This is a genomic window from Flavobacterium difficile, from assembly GCF_011392115.1.
In the GTDB taxonomy this organism is placed as follows: domain Bacteria; phylum Bacteroidota; class Bacteroidia; order Flavobacteriales; family Flavobacteriaceae; genus Flavobacterium; species Flavobacterium difficile.
In genome coordinates, this window is sequence record NZ_JAAJBT010000004.1 from 195,649 (window position 1) to 211,551 (window position 15,903).

At 31.3% G+C, this 15,903-nt stretch carries 16 protein-coding genes; 12 read left to right on the top strand and 4 right to left on the bottom strand.

The genetic code is table 11. The features are described from left to right. The first annotated feature begins 177 nt into the window (after positions 1 to 177). Positions 178 to 1,389, top strand: a complete 1,212-nt coding sequence (lysA, locus tag G4D72_RS08530; RefSeq protein WP_317165237.1) for a diaminopimelate decarboxylase — start codon at positions 178 to 180, stop codon at positions 1,387 to 1,389. A 116-nt stretch (positions 1,390 to 1,505) separates the two neighbouring features. On the opposite strand, the gene pafA is transcribed toward lysA, so the two are convergent. Next, positions 1,506 to 3,113 carry an alkaline phosphatase PafA gene (gene pafA / locus G4D72_RS08535; RefSeq protein WP_166077250.1) on the bottom strand — a complete coding sequence of 536 codons (1,608 nt, stop codon included), beginning with the start codon at positions 3,111 to 3,113 and terminating at the stop codon, positions 1,506 to 1,508. Between the two features lie 17 nt (positions 3,114 to 3,130). Beyond that, entirely contained in the window at positions 3,131 to 3,772 is a 642-nt protein-coding gene (locus G4D72_RS08540; protein WP_166077251.1) for a protein-L-isoaspartate(D-aspartate) O-methyltransferase, read from the bottom strand. 100 nt (positions 3,773 to 3,872) lie between these two features. Between G4D72_RS08540 and G4D72_RS08545 the strand changes: the two genes are divergently transcribed. From G4D72_RS08545 to G4D72_RS08590, 10 genes are all read left to right on the top strand, one after another. Next, complete coding sequence (locus G4D72_RS08545; protein WP_166077252.1) at positions 3,873 to 4,838, top strand: Gfo/Idh/MocA family protein; 966 nt, start codon at positions 3,873 to 3,875, stop codon at positions 4,836 to 4,838. 116 nt (positions 4,839 to 4,954) lie between these two features. Beyond that, complete coding sequence (locus tag G4D72_RS08550; RefSeq protein ID WP_166077253.1) at positions 4,955 to 5,845, top strand: 3-hydroxyacyl-CoA dehydrogenase family protein; 891 nt, start codon at positions 4,955 to 4,957, stop codon at positions 5,843 to 5,845. Between the two features lie 70 nt (positions 5,846 to 5,915). Further along, positions 5,916 to 7,133: a DUF1015 domain-containing protein gene (locus G4D72_RS08555; protein WP_166077254.1), complete on the top strand. Its 1,218-nt coding sequence runs from the start codon at positions 5,916 to 5,918 to the stop codon at positions 7,131 to 7,133. 91 nt (positions 7,134 to 7,224) lie between these two features. Further along, the gene (locus tag G4D72_RS08560) at positions 7,225 to 7,701 is read left to right on the top strand and encodes a hypothetical protein (RefSeq protein WP_166077255.1); all 477 of its coding nucleotides are present in this window, start codon (positions 7,225 to 7,227) and stop codon (positions 7,699 to 7,701) included. Continuing rightward, positions 7,691 to 8,350 carry a YggS family pyridoxal phosphate-dependent enzyme gene (locus G4D72_RS08565; protein ID WP_166077256.1) on the top strand — a complete coding sequence of 220 codons (660 nt, stop codon included), beginning with the start codon at positions 7,691 to 7,693 and terminating at the stop codon, positions 8,348 to 8,350. The genes G4D72_RS08560 and G4D72_RS08565 overlap by 11 nt, the downstream gene beginning before the upstream one ends. Before the next feature lie 83 nt (positions 8,351 to 8,433). Further along, positions 8,434 to 9,795, top strand: a complete 1,362-nt coding sequence (locus tag G4D72_RS08570; protein WP_166077257.1) for an exonuclease domain-containing protein — start codon at positions 8,434 to 8,436, stop codon at positions 9,793 to 9,795. A 97-nt stretch (positions 9,796 to 9,892) separates the two neighbouring features. Continuing rightward, on the top strand, positions 9,893 to 10,831 hold the full coding sequence (miaA, locus tag G4D72_RS08575) for a tRNA (adenosine(37)-N6)-dimethylallyltransferase MiaA (protein WP_166077258.1): 939 nt from the start codon (positions 9,893 to 9,895) through the stop codon (positions 10,829 to 10,831). A gap of 31 nt (positions 10,832 to 10,862) precedes the next feature. Continuing rightward, positions 10,863 to 11,540, top strand: coding sequence for a peptidase associated/transthyretin-like domain-containing protein (locus G4D72_RS08580; RefSeq protein ID WP_166077259.1), 678 nt, complete (start codon positions 10,863 to 10,865; stop codon positions 11,538 to 11,540). Between the two features lie 2 nt (positions 11,541 to 11,542). Continuing rightward, positions 11,543 to 12,133: a hypothetical protein gene (locus G4D72_RS08585; protein WP_166077260.1), complete on the top strand. Its 591-nt coding sequence runs from the start codon at positions 11,543 to 11,545 to the stop codon at positions 12,131 to 12,133. Between the two features lie 2 nt (positions 12,134 to 12,135). Continuing rightward, positions 12,136 to 12,858, top strand: coding sequence for an acyl-[acyl-carrier-protein] thioesterase (locus G4D72_RS08590; protein ID WP_166077261.1), 723 nt, complete (start codon positions 12,136 to 12,138; stop codon positions 12,856 to 12,858). Between the two features lie 58 nt (positions 12,859 to 12,916). Here G4D72_RS08590 and G4D72_RS08595 read toward each other — a convergent pair whose 3' ends face one another. Continuing rightward, the gene (locus tag G4D72_RS08595; RefSeq protein WP_166077263.1) at positions 12,917 to 13,942 is read right to left on the bottom strand and encodes a threonine aldolase family protein; all 1,026 of its coding nucleotides are present in this window, start codon (positions 13,940 to 13,942) and stop codon (positions 12,917 to 12,919) included. 46 nt (positions 13,943 to 13,988) lie between these two features. Here G4D72_RS08595 and prfB point away from each other — a divergent pair. Then, a protein-coding gene (gene prfB / locus G4D72_RS08600) for a peptide chain release factor 2 (RefSeq protein ID WP_166077265.1) occupies positions 13,989 to 15,087 on the top strand; the annotation gives its coding sequence in 2 pieces (ribosomal slippage) (positions 13,989 to 14,051 and positions 14,053 to 15,087; 1,098 coding nt in all). A gap of 60 nt (positions 15,088 to 15,147) precedes the next feature. Here the strand turns inward: prfB and G4D72_RS08605 are convergent. Then, positions 15,148 to 15,510 (bottom strand): helix-turn-helix domain-containing protein, encoded by a 363-nt coding sequence (locus G4D72_RS08605; protein ID WP_166077266.1) that lies wholly within the window; start codon positions 15,508 to 15,510, stop codon positions 15,148 to 15,150. Positions 15,511 to 15,903 lie beyond the last annotated feature (393 nt).

A 15,903-nucleotide genomic window follows, 5' to 3' on the forward strand; every position in this document is an offset into this window, starting at 1 on the left:
TGGGACAAAAATAATAAAGTAATTCTTAAATGACTAATTTTTACACTTCTTTTTACTTTTATATTTCTGAATATTATCTTTAAAATGTTATAATCATAACAATATGTTGTTTTTATTTTTTATTTGTGTTTTTATTTCTAATTAACCAAATTACAAAATACATTTGCAAAAAATAAAATCAAAATGCAAAATTCAGACTTACTACAAGTTGCACAAAATTACGGTTGTCCATTATATGTTTATGATGCAGACAAAATCATTGCACAATACCAACGTTTAACAAAAGCGTTTAGCAAGGTAGAAAACTTTAAAATTCACTACGCAGTAAAAGCGCTTTCAAATGTTAACATATTGAAATTATTAAAAAACGAAGGAAGCGGATTAGACACGGTTTCAATTGAAGAAGTATTACTGGGTTTACATGCTGGATTTGAACCAAATGAAATTATGTATACTCCTAACGGCGTTTCTTTTGAAGAAATTGAAAAAGTTACAGAACTTGGTGTTCAAATTAACATTGACAATTTATCAGTTTTAGAACAATTTGGAACAAAATATCCAAAAGTTCCTGTTTGTATTCGTGTAAATCCGCATGTTATGGCTGGCGGAAATGCCAATATTTCTGTGGGACACATTGATAGTAAATTCGGAATTTCTATTCATCAATTGCCTCATATATTAAGAATTGTTGAAAATACTAAAATGCATATAAACGGTATTCACATGCATACCGGTTCTGATATTTTAGATATAGAAGTGTTTTTGTATGCAGCAGAAATTTTATTTGAATCGGCAAAACAATTTAAAACACTTGATTTTATAGATTTTGGAAGTGGTTTCAAAGTACCCTACAAAAAAGGAGATATTGAAACTGATATTGAGGAATTTGGAAAAAAATTAAGTAAAAGATTTTTAGCTTTTGAAAAAGAATACGGAAGAAACTTAACTTTAGTATTTGAACCAGGAAAATTTTTAGTGAGTGAAGCTGGTTCGTTTTTAGCTAAAGTAAATGTTGTAAAACAAACTACTTCAACAGTTTTTGCTGGTGTCGACACTGGTTTTAATCATTTAATCCGACCAATGCTTTATGGTGCAGAACATTATATCGAAAACATTTCTAATCCAAAAGGTAAGGAACGATATTACTCTGTTGTAGGATACATTTGCGAAACCGATACATTTGCTTCAAATAGAAGAATATCTGAAATTCATGAAGGCGACATTTTAAGATTTAAAAACGCAGGTGCCTATTGTTTTTCAATGGCTTCTAATTATAATTCTAGAGTGAAACCTGCAGAAGTTTTATGGAGAAATGGAGCCGCTCATTTAATAAGAGAAAGAGAAACATTTGAAGACATTCTAAAAAATCAAATTGAAATAGAAATTTAAACCAAAACCCTACTACTTAAAATTCTAAACTATAGTAAATTACATACACTTTTTAATTCTATACGTTTAGATAGATTAAAAAAAAGCACTGAAAATTCAGTGCTTTTTTTTTGGTTTTATTTGATTAAAATTTCTTCTAATACTTCAGAATCTGTTCCGTTTGGCATGGTAATTTTTAATTTCTGAGCCAAAGTTGGTGCAATTTGTGTGATGGTTTTTTTACTAAAAGATTCCCCTTTTTTGATTTTCCAACCATAAAACAAACAAGGCACATGAGTATCATAAGAATAAGGTGAACCATGAGTAGTTCCTGTTGAAGAATATTCCATAAATCCTGGTTTGAATAGCAATACTAACTCCCCATTTTGTTTCGGATCATAACCATTTGCTATAATCTGAAGTAATGGATTATTAGAACTCGAAAACTGAACTTCTTCTTCTGTAAAGACATTACTAATGAAATTTTGAGTCATTAAAAACGTTTTAAATTGTTTTTTTACTTGATTCAATTCCAAGCCTTTTAGTTTTACTTTTTCCTTATCAATAAAAATATTGTAGTTAGAATATTCTAATAAAACATTTTCACCAAAAGTTTTTTGAGAAAACTCAATCATACTTTGTTGTAAGTTTTTAGAGTTTAAACTTTCTACTTCATATTTATTATCTTTTAAATAAGTAGCATTTTCCGCACCTGCATGATCAGCAGTTAAAAAAACTAAATAATTTCCTTTACCAACTTTAGCATCTAAATACGCTAAAAAATCAGCAATTGTTTCGTCTAATCTTAAATAAGTATCTTGTAATTCTATTGAACGTGGCCCTAAAACATGTCCTACATAATCAGTTGAAGAAAAACTTAATGTTAAAAAATCAGTAATTTCATCTGCACCCATTTGTTCATTCTCAATAGCTTTTTTTGCAAAATCTGCCACTAAATTGTTACCGTAAGGTGTTGTTCTTAAAACTCCTGCATCATTATTATTAAACATTTCCTTCATATCGTAAGGAAAGAAAGGTGTTTTCTTAAACAACTTTCCTTCATAAGGATTATTATCGTTTAAACTTTCATTATATGTTTCTTTAGGTTTTAATAAATCCCAACCTTTTTCAATGTATTTTAAATAATTTTTTTCATCGTTAAATTGTGTTGCCCAATCTGGTAATTTCTGACCGTAAAATGAACTTGAAATAAAATTTCCTGTTTTGGTGAACCAAAATGCCCAATCAGCAAAATGCCCCGCGGGTAAAATTGCACCTCTATCTTTAATACTAATTCCAATTACTTTGCTTTTGAAATTAGTTGCTAACTTTAATTCATCTGTAATGGTAGTACTAAATAAATTTTTAGGCGACATCTTACCTTCAGATTCAGTCCCTTCTACCAAAGTGGTTACATTATTATCATCTGTACAATACATTTCTTTACCAATGGCTTTATTAAACCATTCATTTCCTATAATTCCATTTACATTTGGTAGTGCACCTGTAAAAATTGCGGCATGACCTGGAGCCGTGTAAGTAGGCATATAATTATAATGCATGTTATGAAACGTAAACCCTTTGTTCATTAATTTTTTAAAGCCATTGTCAGAAAAATCATTAGCAAAACGATACAAATATTCCATTTTCATTTGATCTACCACTATACCCACCACTAATTTTGGTTTTTCTTGAGCATTTAATAAGGAACTGAAAACTAAGAATCCTAAAATCAGTTTTTTCATAAATTTAAATTTATTGATTAATTTTTATTTTCTAAAAGCGGTACAAATCTAAAATCACCAAATTCGGTTTTTTCAAATTGTGTTTCATTTTTTCTAACTAATAAAGTCATTATTTGTGTAGCATCACCAACAGGAATTACTAACCTTCCTCCTATTTTCAATTGTGATAACAGAGCTTGCGGAATAATTGGTGCACCGGCTGTTACAATTATACTGTCAAAAGGTGCTTCTTTTTCTAAACCGATATATCCATCACCAAAAACAAATAATTTTGGTCTGAAACCTAAAGTTGGTAACAAACGTGATGTTTTTTTAAACAATTCGTTTTGTCTTTCAATCGTAAATACTTTGGCACCTAATGTAACTAAAACCGCAGTTTGATAGCCACTTCCCGTTCCTATTTCTAAAACTTTATGATCTTTTTCAATTTGTAATAATTCACTTTGAAAAGCCACTGTATAAGGTTGTGAAATAGTTTGTCCTGCACCAATTGGAAAGGCTTTGTCTTGGTAAGCAAAATCTTCGAAACTAGAATTCAAAAATAAGTGTCGAGGGATTTTTTTAATAGCTTCTAACACGTTTTTATCTGTAATTCCTTTTTCCTGTAATTGCTTTGCAAGCTGATTTCTAAGCCCTTGATGTTTATTAGTATCTTTCAATTGTAGTAGTAAATTATTGATGTAAAATTAGATTTAAAATTTCAAAAAGCAAATCGAAATTTTTATTATTTAATTACTATTTTTGATGAAATTTATTTTTATGTTAAAAGTCGGAGTTTTAGGTGCGGGTCACCTAGGAAAAATACATTTACGATTACTTAATCAATCTGAAAAATATGAACTAGTAGGTTTTTTTGATCCTTTTGAAGAAAATGCTACTAAAGTCGCAGCCGAATTCGGTTATAAAAAATTTGATTCTATAGCAAGTCTGATTGCAGAAGTTGATGTAATAGATATAGTTACACCTACGATTCAACATTTCGAATGTGCCAAAATGGTTATCGAAGCTGGCAAACATATTTTCATCGAAAAACCAATCGCAACAACGGTTGAAGAAGCAGAAGAGATTGTGGCGCTAGCTAAAAAATATAACGTAAAAGGTCAAGTTGGACATGTAGAACGTTTCAATCCAGCTTTTACAGCTGTGAAAGATAAAATCAACAAACCTATGTTTATTGAAACACATCGATTGGCAGAATTCAATCCTCGTGGTACAGATGTTCCTGTGGTTTTAGATTTAATGATTCACGATATTGATGCGATTTTAAGCGTGGTAAAATCGAAAGTAAAATCGGTTAATGCCAGTAGTGTCGCAGTTATTTCCGATTCACCAGATATTACGAATGCGCGATTAGAATTCGAAAACGGTTGTGTGGCAAATATTACTGCAAGTAGAATTTCCATGAAAAACATGCGTAAAAGCCGTTTCTTCCAAAAAGACGCTTACATTTCTGTAGATTATTTAGATAAAATTTGCGAAGTGGTTCGTATGCAAGATGCCCCAGAAACTCCGGGTGACTTCGATATGATTCTACAAAATGCAGAAGGTGTGAAAAAACAAATTTATTTCGATAATCCAAATGTAAATCCAAACAACGCTATTTTAGATGAATTAGAAGCGTTTGCAGATGCAATCAATAACAATACGACTCCTATTGTAAGTTTAGAAGATGGAACAGAAGCGTTAAGAGTTGCGTATCAGATTATCGATTGTATTGGGAAGTAAAAGCCCCCTAATCCCCAAAGGGGAATGATAAAAGAAACTAAATTTTATAATAAATAATTAAAACCCTACTTACCCCTAGTAGGAAAGTCCCCTTCGGGGATTTAGGGGCTTACTAAATGAAACAAATTGCCGTAATAGGATCAGGAACAATGGGTAATGGAATTGCTCATACATTTGCACAAGCAGGATTCACAGTAAAATTAATTGATATTTCTGAAAAATCATTAGAAAAAGGAATGGCAACAATTGCCGCTAACTTAGACAGAATGGTTGCAAAAGGAAGTATTACAGAAGAAGACAAACACAAAACTATTTCAAATATTATTACTTACACAGAGGTAAAAGATGGTGTAGTGGGTTGCGATTTAGTGGTAGAAGCAGCAACTGAAAACGTAGGTTTAAAAATGAATATCTTCAAGCAATTAAGTGATATTTGCGACCATAATGTAATTTTAGCTAGTAATACTTCTTCTATCTCAATTACTCAAATCGCCGCTCAAGTGGTTCATCCAGAAAGAGTTATTGGAATGCACTTTATGAATCCGGTGCCGATTATGAAATTGGTTGAAATCATCCGAGGCTATTCTACATCTGATAAAGTGACGAAAATCATCATGGATTTATCTGTAAAATTAGGAAAAACGCCAACTGAAGTTAACGATTATCCAGGTTTCGTAGCAAACAGAATTTTAATGCCTATGATTAATGAATCTATCGAAACATTATATAATGGTGTAGCTGGAGTTTCTGAAATTGATACAGTTATGAAATTAGGAATGGCGCATCCAATGGGGCCACTACAATTAGCAGATTTTATCGGACTTGACGTTTGTTTATCTATCTTAAACGTAATGTACGATGGGTTCAAAAATCCAAAATATGCTCCATGTCCGTTGTTAGTGAATATGGTGATGGCAGGAAAATTAGGCGTAAAATCTGGTGAAGGGTTCTACGACTATTCAGAAAGCAAAAAAGCAGAAAAAATTGCAAAGCAATTTTCTAAGTAATTAGTCGCAGTCGCAGTATTCAGTTAAAAATGTGACTGAATACTGTGACTGTAAACTGTAAACTCAAAACATGAGCAAAATAATCCCTTTTAAAGCGGTTCGCCCTACAGCGGATAAAGTCGCATTGGTAACTTGTAGAACGTATGACGATTACAGTTCAGCGGAGCTTGCAGCTTGGTTGAATTTTAATCCGTATTCGTTTTTACATGTGATTCATCCGGCGTATGCAAATGCCCAAAAAATCACAATCGACAAACGTTTTAAAGGAGTTTTACACAAATATCAGGATTTTAAAAACGAAAACATTTTAACTTCGGAAGAACAACCTGTGTTTTATTTATATGAAATTCAGGCAAAAAGTCAGACGTTTACTGGAATTATCGCAGGAACTTCAGTTGAAGATTATCAGCAAAATATCATTAAAAAACACGAAGATACCTTACAATATCGAGTGGAATTGTTCAAAGATTATTTACATCAAACCGGCTTTAATACCGAACCCGTTCTAATAACTTATCCAGATTCTGTTGAGATTAACACGTTTATTTCTTTACGAAAAAAGAGTGAGCCGATTTATGCTTTCGCAACTCCAAATAAAGAAAAACACACCCTATGGAAAATCGACACTCAATCGGAAATAGATTGGTTACAGGAACATTTTGAAAACATTCCGAATTTATACATTGCAGACGGACATCACAGATCTGCTTCTGCAGAATTATTATTTGAACAAGATAAACATTTAGGAAACAAAAATTTAAACTATTTCATGAGTTTTTTAATTGCTGAAAGTAACGTTAAAATTTATGAATTTAATAGAATTATCCGCGATTTGAATGGATTATCTAAAGACGATTTTATAAAAAAATTAGCCGATAATTTCATCATCAAAACCAAAGATCAAGAGTTGTGGAAACCCCAAAATAAATTCGAATTTGGTATGTATTTAGATGGCAGTTTTTACGCGTTATTCTACAAGCAAAATCAGAAAGAAACGTCAGTTTTAGAAAATTTAGATGCACAAATTTTATACGATACCGTTTTGAATCCACTACTAGGAATTGAAGATTTACGTAACGACGAACGCATCGATTATATTCCAGGAAAACAAAGTATTTCTGTAATTAAAGATTTAATTGACGAAGGCGAATATGAAGTAGGTTTCATGCTCTACCCTACCAACATTTCAGAAATTAAAACCATTGCCGATAACAATTTAATCATGCCTCCAAAATCAACGTATATTGAACCTAAGTTTAGAAGTGGTTTGGTGGTGTACGAATTATAATTTACGATTTTGGATTTTGGATTTACGAAGTAAGAATCAGTAAGCTTAACAACAATATTGTCGTGCTGAAAGCATAACATAATATTTAACCATGAAAAAATTATTAATATCACTTGGATTAAGCATTGCAATATTATTTGCTTTGTATTATTACAAACCAATAGTTATAAAATATTTAATAGGTAATGCTACTATTTTAGATAAAGCAAAATATTATGTATCAATTGATGATAAATTATATAAAGATGTTTTATATGAAAATAAAGATACTTTTATTCTTTATTTAAAGAATGAAAATACATCAACTGATTTTTCAATAATATCAATTGACTTAAAAAATAATATTGTTGCATATAATTGTTCTTCAAGTAGTTGTTATGATATGTTTTTAGGGAATTTGTTTCAAAGTGATATGGGAAAAAAGAATATTTTATTTGAAAATATTTCTAAAGGACCAAATTTTAAAACTAACTTAAAAATTTATGAAACTAAAATTAGTTTTTATATTCCAAATAATGAAAAAAATAAATTTGTAGAATTGATGTTAAAAGAATCCTGTGAAAATTAAAGAAAACCTTACTGAAATAAAATCCCAACTTCCAGCTCATGTCACTTTGGTTGCGGTTTCTAAAACCAAACCTGTCTCTGATTTAATGGAAGCTTACAATGCTGGGCAACGTATTTTTGGAGAAAACAAAATCCAAGAAATGACCGAAAAATGGGAACAAATGCCAAAAGATATCGAATGGCATATGATTGGTCACGTTCAAACCAATAAAGTCAAATTTATGGCGGAATACGTGAGTTTAATTCATGGAGTGGATAGTTTGAAATTGTTACAAGAAATTAACAAACAAGCCAAAAAACACAATAGAATTATTGACTGTTTGTTACAAATTCATATCGCGGAAGAAGAAACCAAATTCGGATTGAATGAAGAGGAATTGAATGAGATTTTTGAGATACTGAAACAAGTTCAGTATGACAATATTCGTATTGTTGGTTTAATGGGAATGGCAACATTTACTGATAATCAATCACAAATTGAAAAAGAATTCAACCATTTGAAAGCTATTTTTGATAAACTTCAAACTTCTAACTCCCAACTTCAAACTTTGTCAATGGGAATGTCTGGCGATTATCAACTCGCAATTTCCTGCGGAAGTACTATGGTTCGAATTGGAAGTAGTATCTTTGGCAATAGAAATTATCAATAATGCAGTTTTCAATCCCGAAATTCGGGACAAGTTGTCCCAAATATTTCAAACTGAATACTTAAAACTGAACACCGAACACTGATTTGTACACGATTATCGACATAGAAACCACAGGCGGACAATACAACGAAGAAGGTATTACCGAAATTGCCATTTATAAATTTGATGGCCATGAAGTGGTAGACCAATTTATTAGTTTGGTGAATCCTGAAAAACCGATACAACCTTTTGTAGTAAAATTGACTGGTATTAATAGTGCCATGTTAAGAAGTGCTCCTAAGTTTTATGAAGTAGCGAAACGTATCATTGAAATCACTGAAGGTACGATTATGGTTGCTCATAACGCCAGTTTCGATTACCGAATTTTACAAACCGAATTCAGAAGATTAGGATACGATTTCAAAAAACCAACACTTTGCACTGTAGAGTTATCCAAAAAAATTATTCCAGATTTACCTTCGTATAGTTTAGGGAAACTGGTGCGTTCTTTAGGAATTCCAATGGCCGACAGACATCGTGCAAGTGGTGATGCTATGGCAACGGTAAAGTTGTTCAAAATGTTATTGGCTAAAGATGTGACTAAAGAAATTGTAAAAAATTACATCAAAACGGAAATAAAAGCAGGAATGCTTCCGAAATTATTAGATATCATAGAAAAACTACCTTCTAAAACTGGTGTGTATTACATTCATAATGAAAAAGGTGATTTAATTTATATCGGAAAAAGCAAAAACATCAAAAAAAGAGTCAACCAACATTTTACAGGTGTGAATTCGAAAAGTAAAAAAATTCAAAGAGATGTTTTTGATGTAAGTTTTGAAGAAACGGGTAGCGAATTAATTGCCTTGCTAAAAGAATCGGAAGAAATTAAAATCAACAAACCCATTTACAATCGAGCACAACGTAAAAGTATTTTCAATTTTGCGATGTATTCTCATCTTGATGAAAATGGCTATCTAGCTTTAAAAATTGAAAAATCAGACGGAAGAAAAAAAGAAATTACTTCATTTGTGAGTTTGCAAGAAGGTAAAAACTTACTTTTTAAAATTACTGCTACACATGAATTGTGTCAGAAAATTAACGGATTGTACGAAACAAAATCGGCTTGTTTTCAGCATAAAATAAAAGAGTGTAATGGCGCTTGTATCGGAGCAGAAGATCCTGAAACCTACAATGCACGAGTTATGAAATTTATCAGCGAAGCACAATTTGAAAATGACAATATGATTGTTGTAGATAAAGGCCGAACGATAGAAGAACGCAGCGCCGTAATTATTGAAAATGGCGTATACAAAGGCTATTGTTTTTTCGATTTGAATTATCAAGTTACCAATGTTGAGGTATTGAAAAACATTTTAATTCCAATGCAAAATAACCGAGACACTACCAATATTATAAAAGGATACATCCGAAAAAACAAAGTGATGCGAATTATGAAGTTTTAGTTTGAGTAATAAGCTTGAAGATGGAAATTGAAAGTCGGAAGCTAGAAAAAGATGACTAAATGTTGAATTACGAATTTTTAAACTTGAAACCTTAAACTTGAAACCAAATTACCTAATAACCATCATCGGACCAACAGCCATAGGAAAAACATCCTTAAGCATTACTTTGGCGCAACATTTTGGTTGTGAAATTATCTCTTGCGATAGTCGGCAATTTTATAAAGAAATGACAATTGGTACGGCAGTTCCTTCAGATGAAGAATTAGCTGCAGCTCCACATCATTTTATTCAAAATAAATCGATTTTTGATAAATATTCTGTGGGTGATTTTGAGCTGGAAGCCCTATCGAAATTGGATGAATTATTCCCAAAAAACAACATTCAAATAATGGTTGGTGGTTCGGGTTTATATGTTGATGCTGTTTTAAAAGGATTTGATGAATTTCCAGATATTGATGAAAATGTTCGAACTGAAATCAATTCTAAATTTGACGAATTGGGTATCGAATTCCTACAAGAAAAATTACTAGAATTTGATAGTGACTATTATCAAAAACTAACAACTGAAAATCCGCAAACATTACAAAATCCGCAACGCATGAAACGTTTTGTAGAAGTGTGTTTAGGATCCGGACTTCCCTATTCTTCCTTTATTGGTAAACGAAAAAACAAGCGCGATTTTATTCCAATAGTCATCGGATTAGAAGCGGAAAGAGAAATCATGTATGACAGAATTAACCAGCGTGTAGACATCATGTTGGAACAAGGATTATTAAATGAAGTCGAAAATTTATTTCCTCACAAAGCGCTAAATGCCTTACAAACTGTAGGCTACAGAGAATTATTTGATTATTTAGAAGGAAAAACCACTTTAGAATTCGCCATCGCACAAATCAAACAAAACACACGTCGATTTGCGAAGCGACAAATGACTTGGTTTAAACGCACCGAAAATGCTACTTGGTTTGATTTTCAAAGAGATAGAAAAGAAATTATAAAAGTTATCGAAAATTTAACACAATACCACGCAACCTAACTCTTATTTTTACATCTCAAAATAAAACTTTATGAGAAAAATATACTTGTTATTCGTTTTAATATTTATTTCATGTGAAAATGAAATACAATATTTAGGTACAGAAAAAGTAGTTATTAAGGGAAAATTAAATACCGAAAATAATGTACCCATTCCAAATCATAAAATTGCTGTAAATATTATAAAAAACGGAGATTCTGGGTTGTTTGGAAGTAACTATGAAAATAATTTAATCGCTTTTGGAAATACTGATTCCAACGGCAATTATACTTTTGTATTTTCTAAACCGACAAATTTTGATTATATCGAAATAACAACTAATGAAAACGATATGACATACAATTCTCAAAAAATTACCCAATTTAACATGGATAATTTTTTGAACTTTCAGTTTGATGCACCAACTATGAAGATTTTTGAAAAACAAAATCTTACCAAACTAAATATTATATTAAACCAACAAAGCGCTAATACTGAAATAAGTAAAATAGAATATATTGGAATTGTAGCTAAAGAAAATATTATAATAAATACTACTCCTGAAACTGAATATTATGAAAACTTTCAACTTAATAAGTTGGTCAAAAAGAATCAAACTCTTATAGTCAGATACACCAAAATTAACTACTCTACAAACGTTACAACTGTTACGGATGAAAATATTATTATTAATGATTCTGATTCAATAAACTACACCATAAATTACTAACTATGAGGGCACTATTTTTTGGAATTCTATTAATTACTTTTGTTTCTTTTGGGCAAGATAAAAAAGAGAAAATTGTAAAATTCAATCCTCATTTTAGTTTAGGAGCAAGTTATAACAATTTTTTTGGAGATAACTATTTGTCAAAAGGCCATAAAAACGACAATTATGGTTTTTTTTTAAAACTAAATGCGTTGCAAGTTTTTAATTTCAATATTGGAGGCTTATTTGATAAAACAAGACTGAAAGCCATAGATACAGCAATTGGTGGTAATGTTGGAAGTTCAAATTTAAATACTGCTAATGTATATTTAAATTATAACATGAAATTAAATAATCATTTTTCTATTGAACCCGAAATTAAATACGGTGGTGTAGAAGTTAGACAAAGTGGTTTTGAAAAAAATTTAGGTGTTCAATTTGGGAAATTATATGGGTTTGGTACAAATTTCAATTATAAAATAGACAACAGTTTGACTTTTTTTATGAATTTAAGTTATAATAAATTTATCCTAAATGTAAAAACTACTCCTGAATTTGAAAATTATTTTGATAACAGTAACTCCTTTAATGTTTCATTAGGAATTAAATTATAACTATGCCCATTTCTTCAGACTTCACCTCTATTTTCCAACACAATTTCGAAATTGGTTTTCAACATTGCTATCCAACAGGGTTTTTAAAACATACGGAAATTTGTAATTTATTTCAAATTGTAGCCGGAATGCACGCCGATTTAGGTGGCATTAGTTATTTAGACATGCAACAACATCATCAAGCTTGGGTGTTAAGCAGAATGCGAATTGAAATCACGAAAGTGCCAAAATGGAAAGATGTTATCACCATTAAAACTTGGATTAAAACCTTAGAAAACTCACGTTCTATCCGTTGTTTAGAAATGTACTTAAATGACGAAAAAATTGTAGGTTGTGAAACTTTTTGGGTTGTGATTAATACCAAAACCAGAAGACCTGATATTTTGGCTTTGCCACACAATCATTTCGAAAAATTTGATACTGATAGTATTTCAAATCCTATTCAGAAAATCAATATTCCGGAAGCATTTACGTTTAAAAACGAAAGAAACATTCTTTTATCTGATATTGACATCGTAAATCACGCTAATAATGTGAAATATTTAGAATGGTGTTTAGATGTTACAAATGTAGAAACAGTCTTAAGTAACACAATCAAAGCACTAAATTTAAATTACTTACAAGAATTGAATTTTAACGATGCCATTGAAATTCATCATACTGAAAATCAATTCTTAATTACTAAAGAAGGAAAAAGTTGCTTTGCTTTGGAAATTGAGATTTAAAATAAACAGATAAGCACATAGAAATCGTTAAAAACTATGTGCCTATATATTTATTTAATCAAAAACTAATTTTACTTAAAGTTTCCATCACATAATCGTGCATGACTTGCTTGTAATCTAGGTGAGTAACCATGCGAAGTTTACCGCTTCCCATGTTGCTAATGTTGATGTTTTTCTCTTTCAATTTATCGATAAACTGCGTTTCACTCACATCAGATTTCAATGTAAAAATCACAATGTTTGTCTCTATGGGTTCTACTTTATAAATGAAAGGTAAAGTCGCTAAAATGACTCCTAATTCTTTTGCTTTTTTATGATCTTCTTCTAAACGAGAAATATTATTTTGTAATGCGTACATTCCTGCTGCCGCTAAATATCCAGCTTGACGCATGCCGCCACCAAATATTTTTCGAATGCGAAGGGCGCGTTTCATATCTTCTTTTGAACCAATTAAAACGGAACCAACAGGAGCGCCTAACCCTTTAGACAAACAAACTGAAATGGTATCAAACAATTCTCCATATACTTTTGGATGTTGTTTTTTGGCTACTAATGCATTCCAAATTCGGGCACCGTCTAGATGGTATTTTAAATTATGTTTGGTACAAACTTCTTTTATTTTTCTTAAATCTTCAATTTCATAACAAGCGCCACCACCTTTATTGGTTGTGTTTTCTACACATACCAACTTTGTCATTGGTGCATGATAGAATTCTGGATCGTTAATTGCTTTTTCTACTTGTTCAGCTGTAATCATCCCACGATTTCCGTCAATCAAATTACATGAAACGCCACTATTAAAGGCTACTCCACCTGCTTCATATAGAAAAACATGTCCCCATTTATCACAAATTAATTCGTCGCCAGGATTCGTATGTAATTTTATAGCGGTTTGATTCGCCATTGTACCTGATGGAAAAAACAAAGCCGCTTCTTTACCAAATAAATCGGCTAAAGTTTCTTCTAATTCATTTACAGTTGGATCTTGTTTAAACACATCATCTCCCACTCTAGCATTGAACATAAACTGCAACATTTCTTGAGTAGGTTTGGTAACCGTATCGCTGAATAAATTAATTTCCATAAATCGTTTTAATAGTCTATTTTTGTGCTGTAAAACTACGAATAAAATGGTAAATACCGAACAAATTAAAGACATTATTAATCGCCTTGGTGCGTTAAGGAGGTATCTTTGACGTTGATGCCAAGCTTGTCGAAATCACCAATCAAGAAGAAAAGACCTTTGCACCAGACTTTTGGAACAATGCAAAGCAAGCAGAAATAATTGTACGTAATTTACGTTCGATTAAAAAATGGGTAGACGATTATACCCGTTGTGAAGATTTAGCGGAAGAACTGCAATTGACTTACGAATTTTATAAAGAAGATGCCGTATCTGAAGAAGAATTAGACGCCATTTTTGATAAGACAATCACGAATATTGAAGATTTAGAGTTTAGAAACATGCTTTCGGAAGAAGGTGACAATTTAAGTGCTGTACTTCAAATTACTGCTGGTGCCGGTGGAACAGAAAGCTGCGATTGGGCAAGCATAATGATGCGGATGTATTTAATGTGGGCCGAAAAGCAAGGATATAAAGTCAAAGAACTGAATTATCAGGAAGGTGATGCGGCTGGTATAAAAACTGTGACTCTGGAAATTGAAGGCGATTTTGCCTTTGGATATTTGAAAGGAGAAAATGGTGTGCACCGTTTGGTTCGAATTTCGCCTTTTGATAGTAATGCGAAACGACATACTTCATTTGCTTCGGTTTATGTGTATCCGTTGGTGGATGATACGATTGAAATTGAAATTAATCCGGCTGATATTGAAATTACTACCGCGCGTTCGAGTGGTGCAGGTGGACAAAATGTGAATAAAGTAGAAACTAAAGTACAATTATATCACAAACCTTCAGGGATTCAGATTCAATGTTCGGAGACGCGTTCTCAGCATGATAACAGAGCTCGTGCCTTACAAATGTTGAAGTCGCAATTGTATGAAATTGAACTAAAAAAACAATTGGCACAACGTGAAGATATTGAAGCAAGTAAGATGAAAATTGAATGGGGTTCGCAAATTAGAAACTACGTATTGCATCCTTATAAATTAATTAAAGACGTGCGTTCCGGATTTGAAACTTCCGATTCTGAAGCCGTTTTAAACGGAGAAATTGATGGTTTCTTGAAAGCTTATCTGATGATGATGGGACAAAAAGAAGAAGAATAAAACTTTTATCTTAGAAAAATAATAAAGCCGGTTTTCGTTTGAAAATCGGCTTTTGTATTTTTAGGGATTTATATCGTTAATTTCATTGGTTAACTTAGATGAAATATCCTTAAGTTGGTTATAAGGCAAATTGAAGAGCGCCTTTTTTAAGTCGGTTTCGGAATCTGTAGTATGACTTAGCTTTTTTAAAGGATGGTTTGCTGCAATTTGTTTTCCGCTAATTGGTTGCCACAGTAATAAATCGTTTGGTTCACAAATTAAGATTTCACATAACAATTCGATGTGGTCTAATCTGAATACTCTGGTTTTAGCGTTTAACAAGTTGTGCGCAGCATGAGGTGTGAAACCGTTTTTTACTAAAAATGTATACGGTTTTTCGATACCTCGAGCTTTGAATATGGGTTGTAAATGAAGCGATAACATGATCAATTTATTAAAAATTAAAAATAGGTTACTAAAATATAAAAATATTCTTTTAAAAATTAAAAATAGTATATTATTAATTAAAAATAACATTGTAGATATAAAAAATAGCATTGTATTTATTAAAAATAGTATTGTAAATATTAAAAGTGATATTTAATAAATAAAAAAAAGTATGTTAAAAATACAAAGTAACTTATAAAAAACTAAAAATAGGTAGTTGGTTTTTAAGTAAGACTTTAAGGGATTGAACCTAGCACAGCTGGGAATATTTTAAAGAGATTCTGAAACAAGTTCAGCATGACAAACTTTGAGGGGAAACTTTTTAAATTATAAATCTACTACTTCAGATTCTGAAACATGTTCAGCATGACAAAGTTTTGATGGAAGGTT

Coding starts and splice junctions, on each gene's coding strand:
- G4D72_RS08590 (WP_166077261.1), top strand. CDS start 12,136: ATGCCCATTTCTTCAGACTTCACCTCTATTTTCCAACACAATTTCGAA.
- pafA (WP_166077250.1), bottom strand. CDS start 3,113: ATGAAAAAACTGATTTTAGGATTCTTAGTTTTCAGTTCCTTATTAAAT.
- G4D72_RS08555 (WP_166077254.1), top strand. CDS start 5,916: ATGAGCAAAATAATCCCTTTTAAAGCGGTTCGCCCTACAGCGGATAAA.
- G4D72_RS08580 (WP_166077259.1), top strand. CDS start 10,863: ATGAGAAAAATATACTTGTTATTCGTTTTAATATTTATTTCATGTGAA.
- G4D72_RS08605 (WP_166077266.1), bottom strand. CDS start 15,510: ATGTTATCGCTTCATTTACAACCCATATTCAAAGCTCGAGGTATCGAA.
- G4D72_RS08595 (WP_166077263.1), bottom strand. CDS start 13,942: ATGGAAATTAATTTATTCAGCGATACGGTTACCAAACCTACTCAAGAA.
- G4D72_RS08560 (WP_166077255.1), top strand. CDS start 7,225: ATGAAAAAATTATTAATATCACTTGGATTAAGCATTGCAATATTATTT.
- G4D72_RS08550 (WP_166077253.1), top strand. CDS start 4,955: ATGAAACAAATTGCCGTAATAGGATCAGGAACAATGGGTAATGGAATT.
- G4D72_RS08545 (WP_166077252.1), top strand. CDS start 3,873: ATGTTAAAAGTCGGAGTTTTAGGTGCGGGTCACCTAGGAAAAATACAT.
- G4D72_RS08585 (WP_166077260.1), top strand. CDS start 11,543: ATGAGGGCACTATTTTTTGGAATTCTATTAATTACTTTTGTTTCTTTT.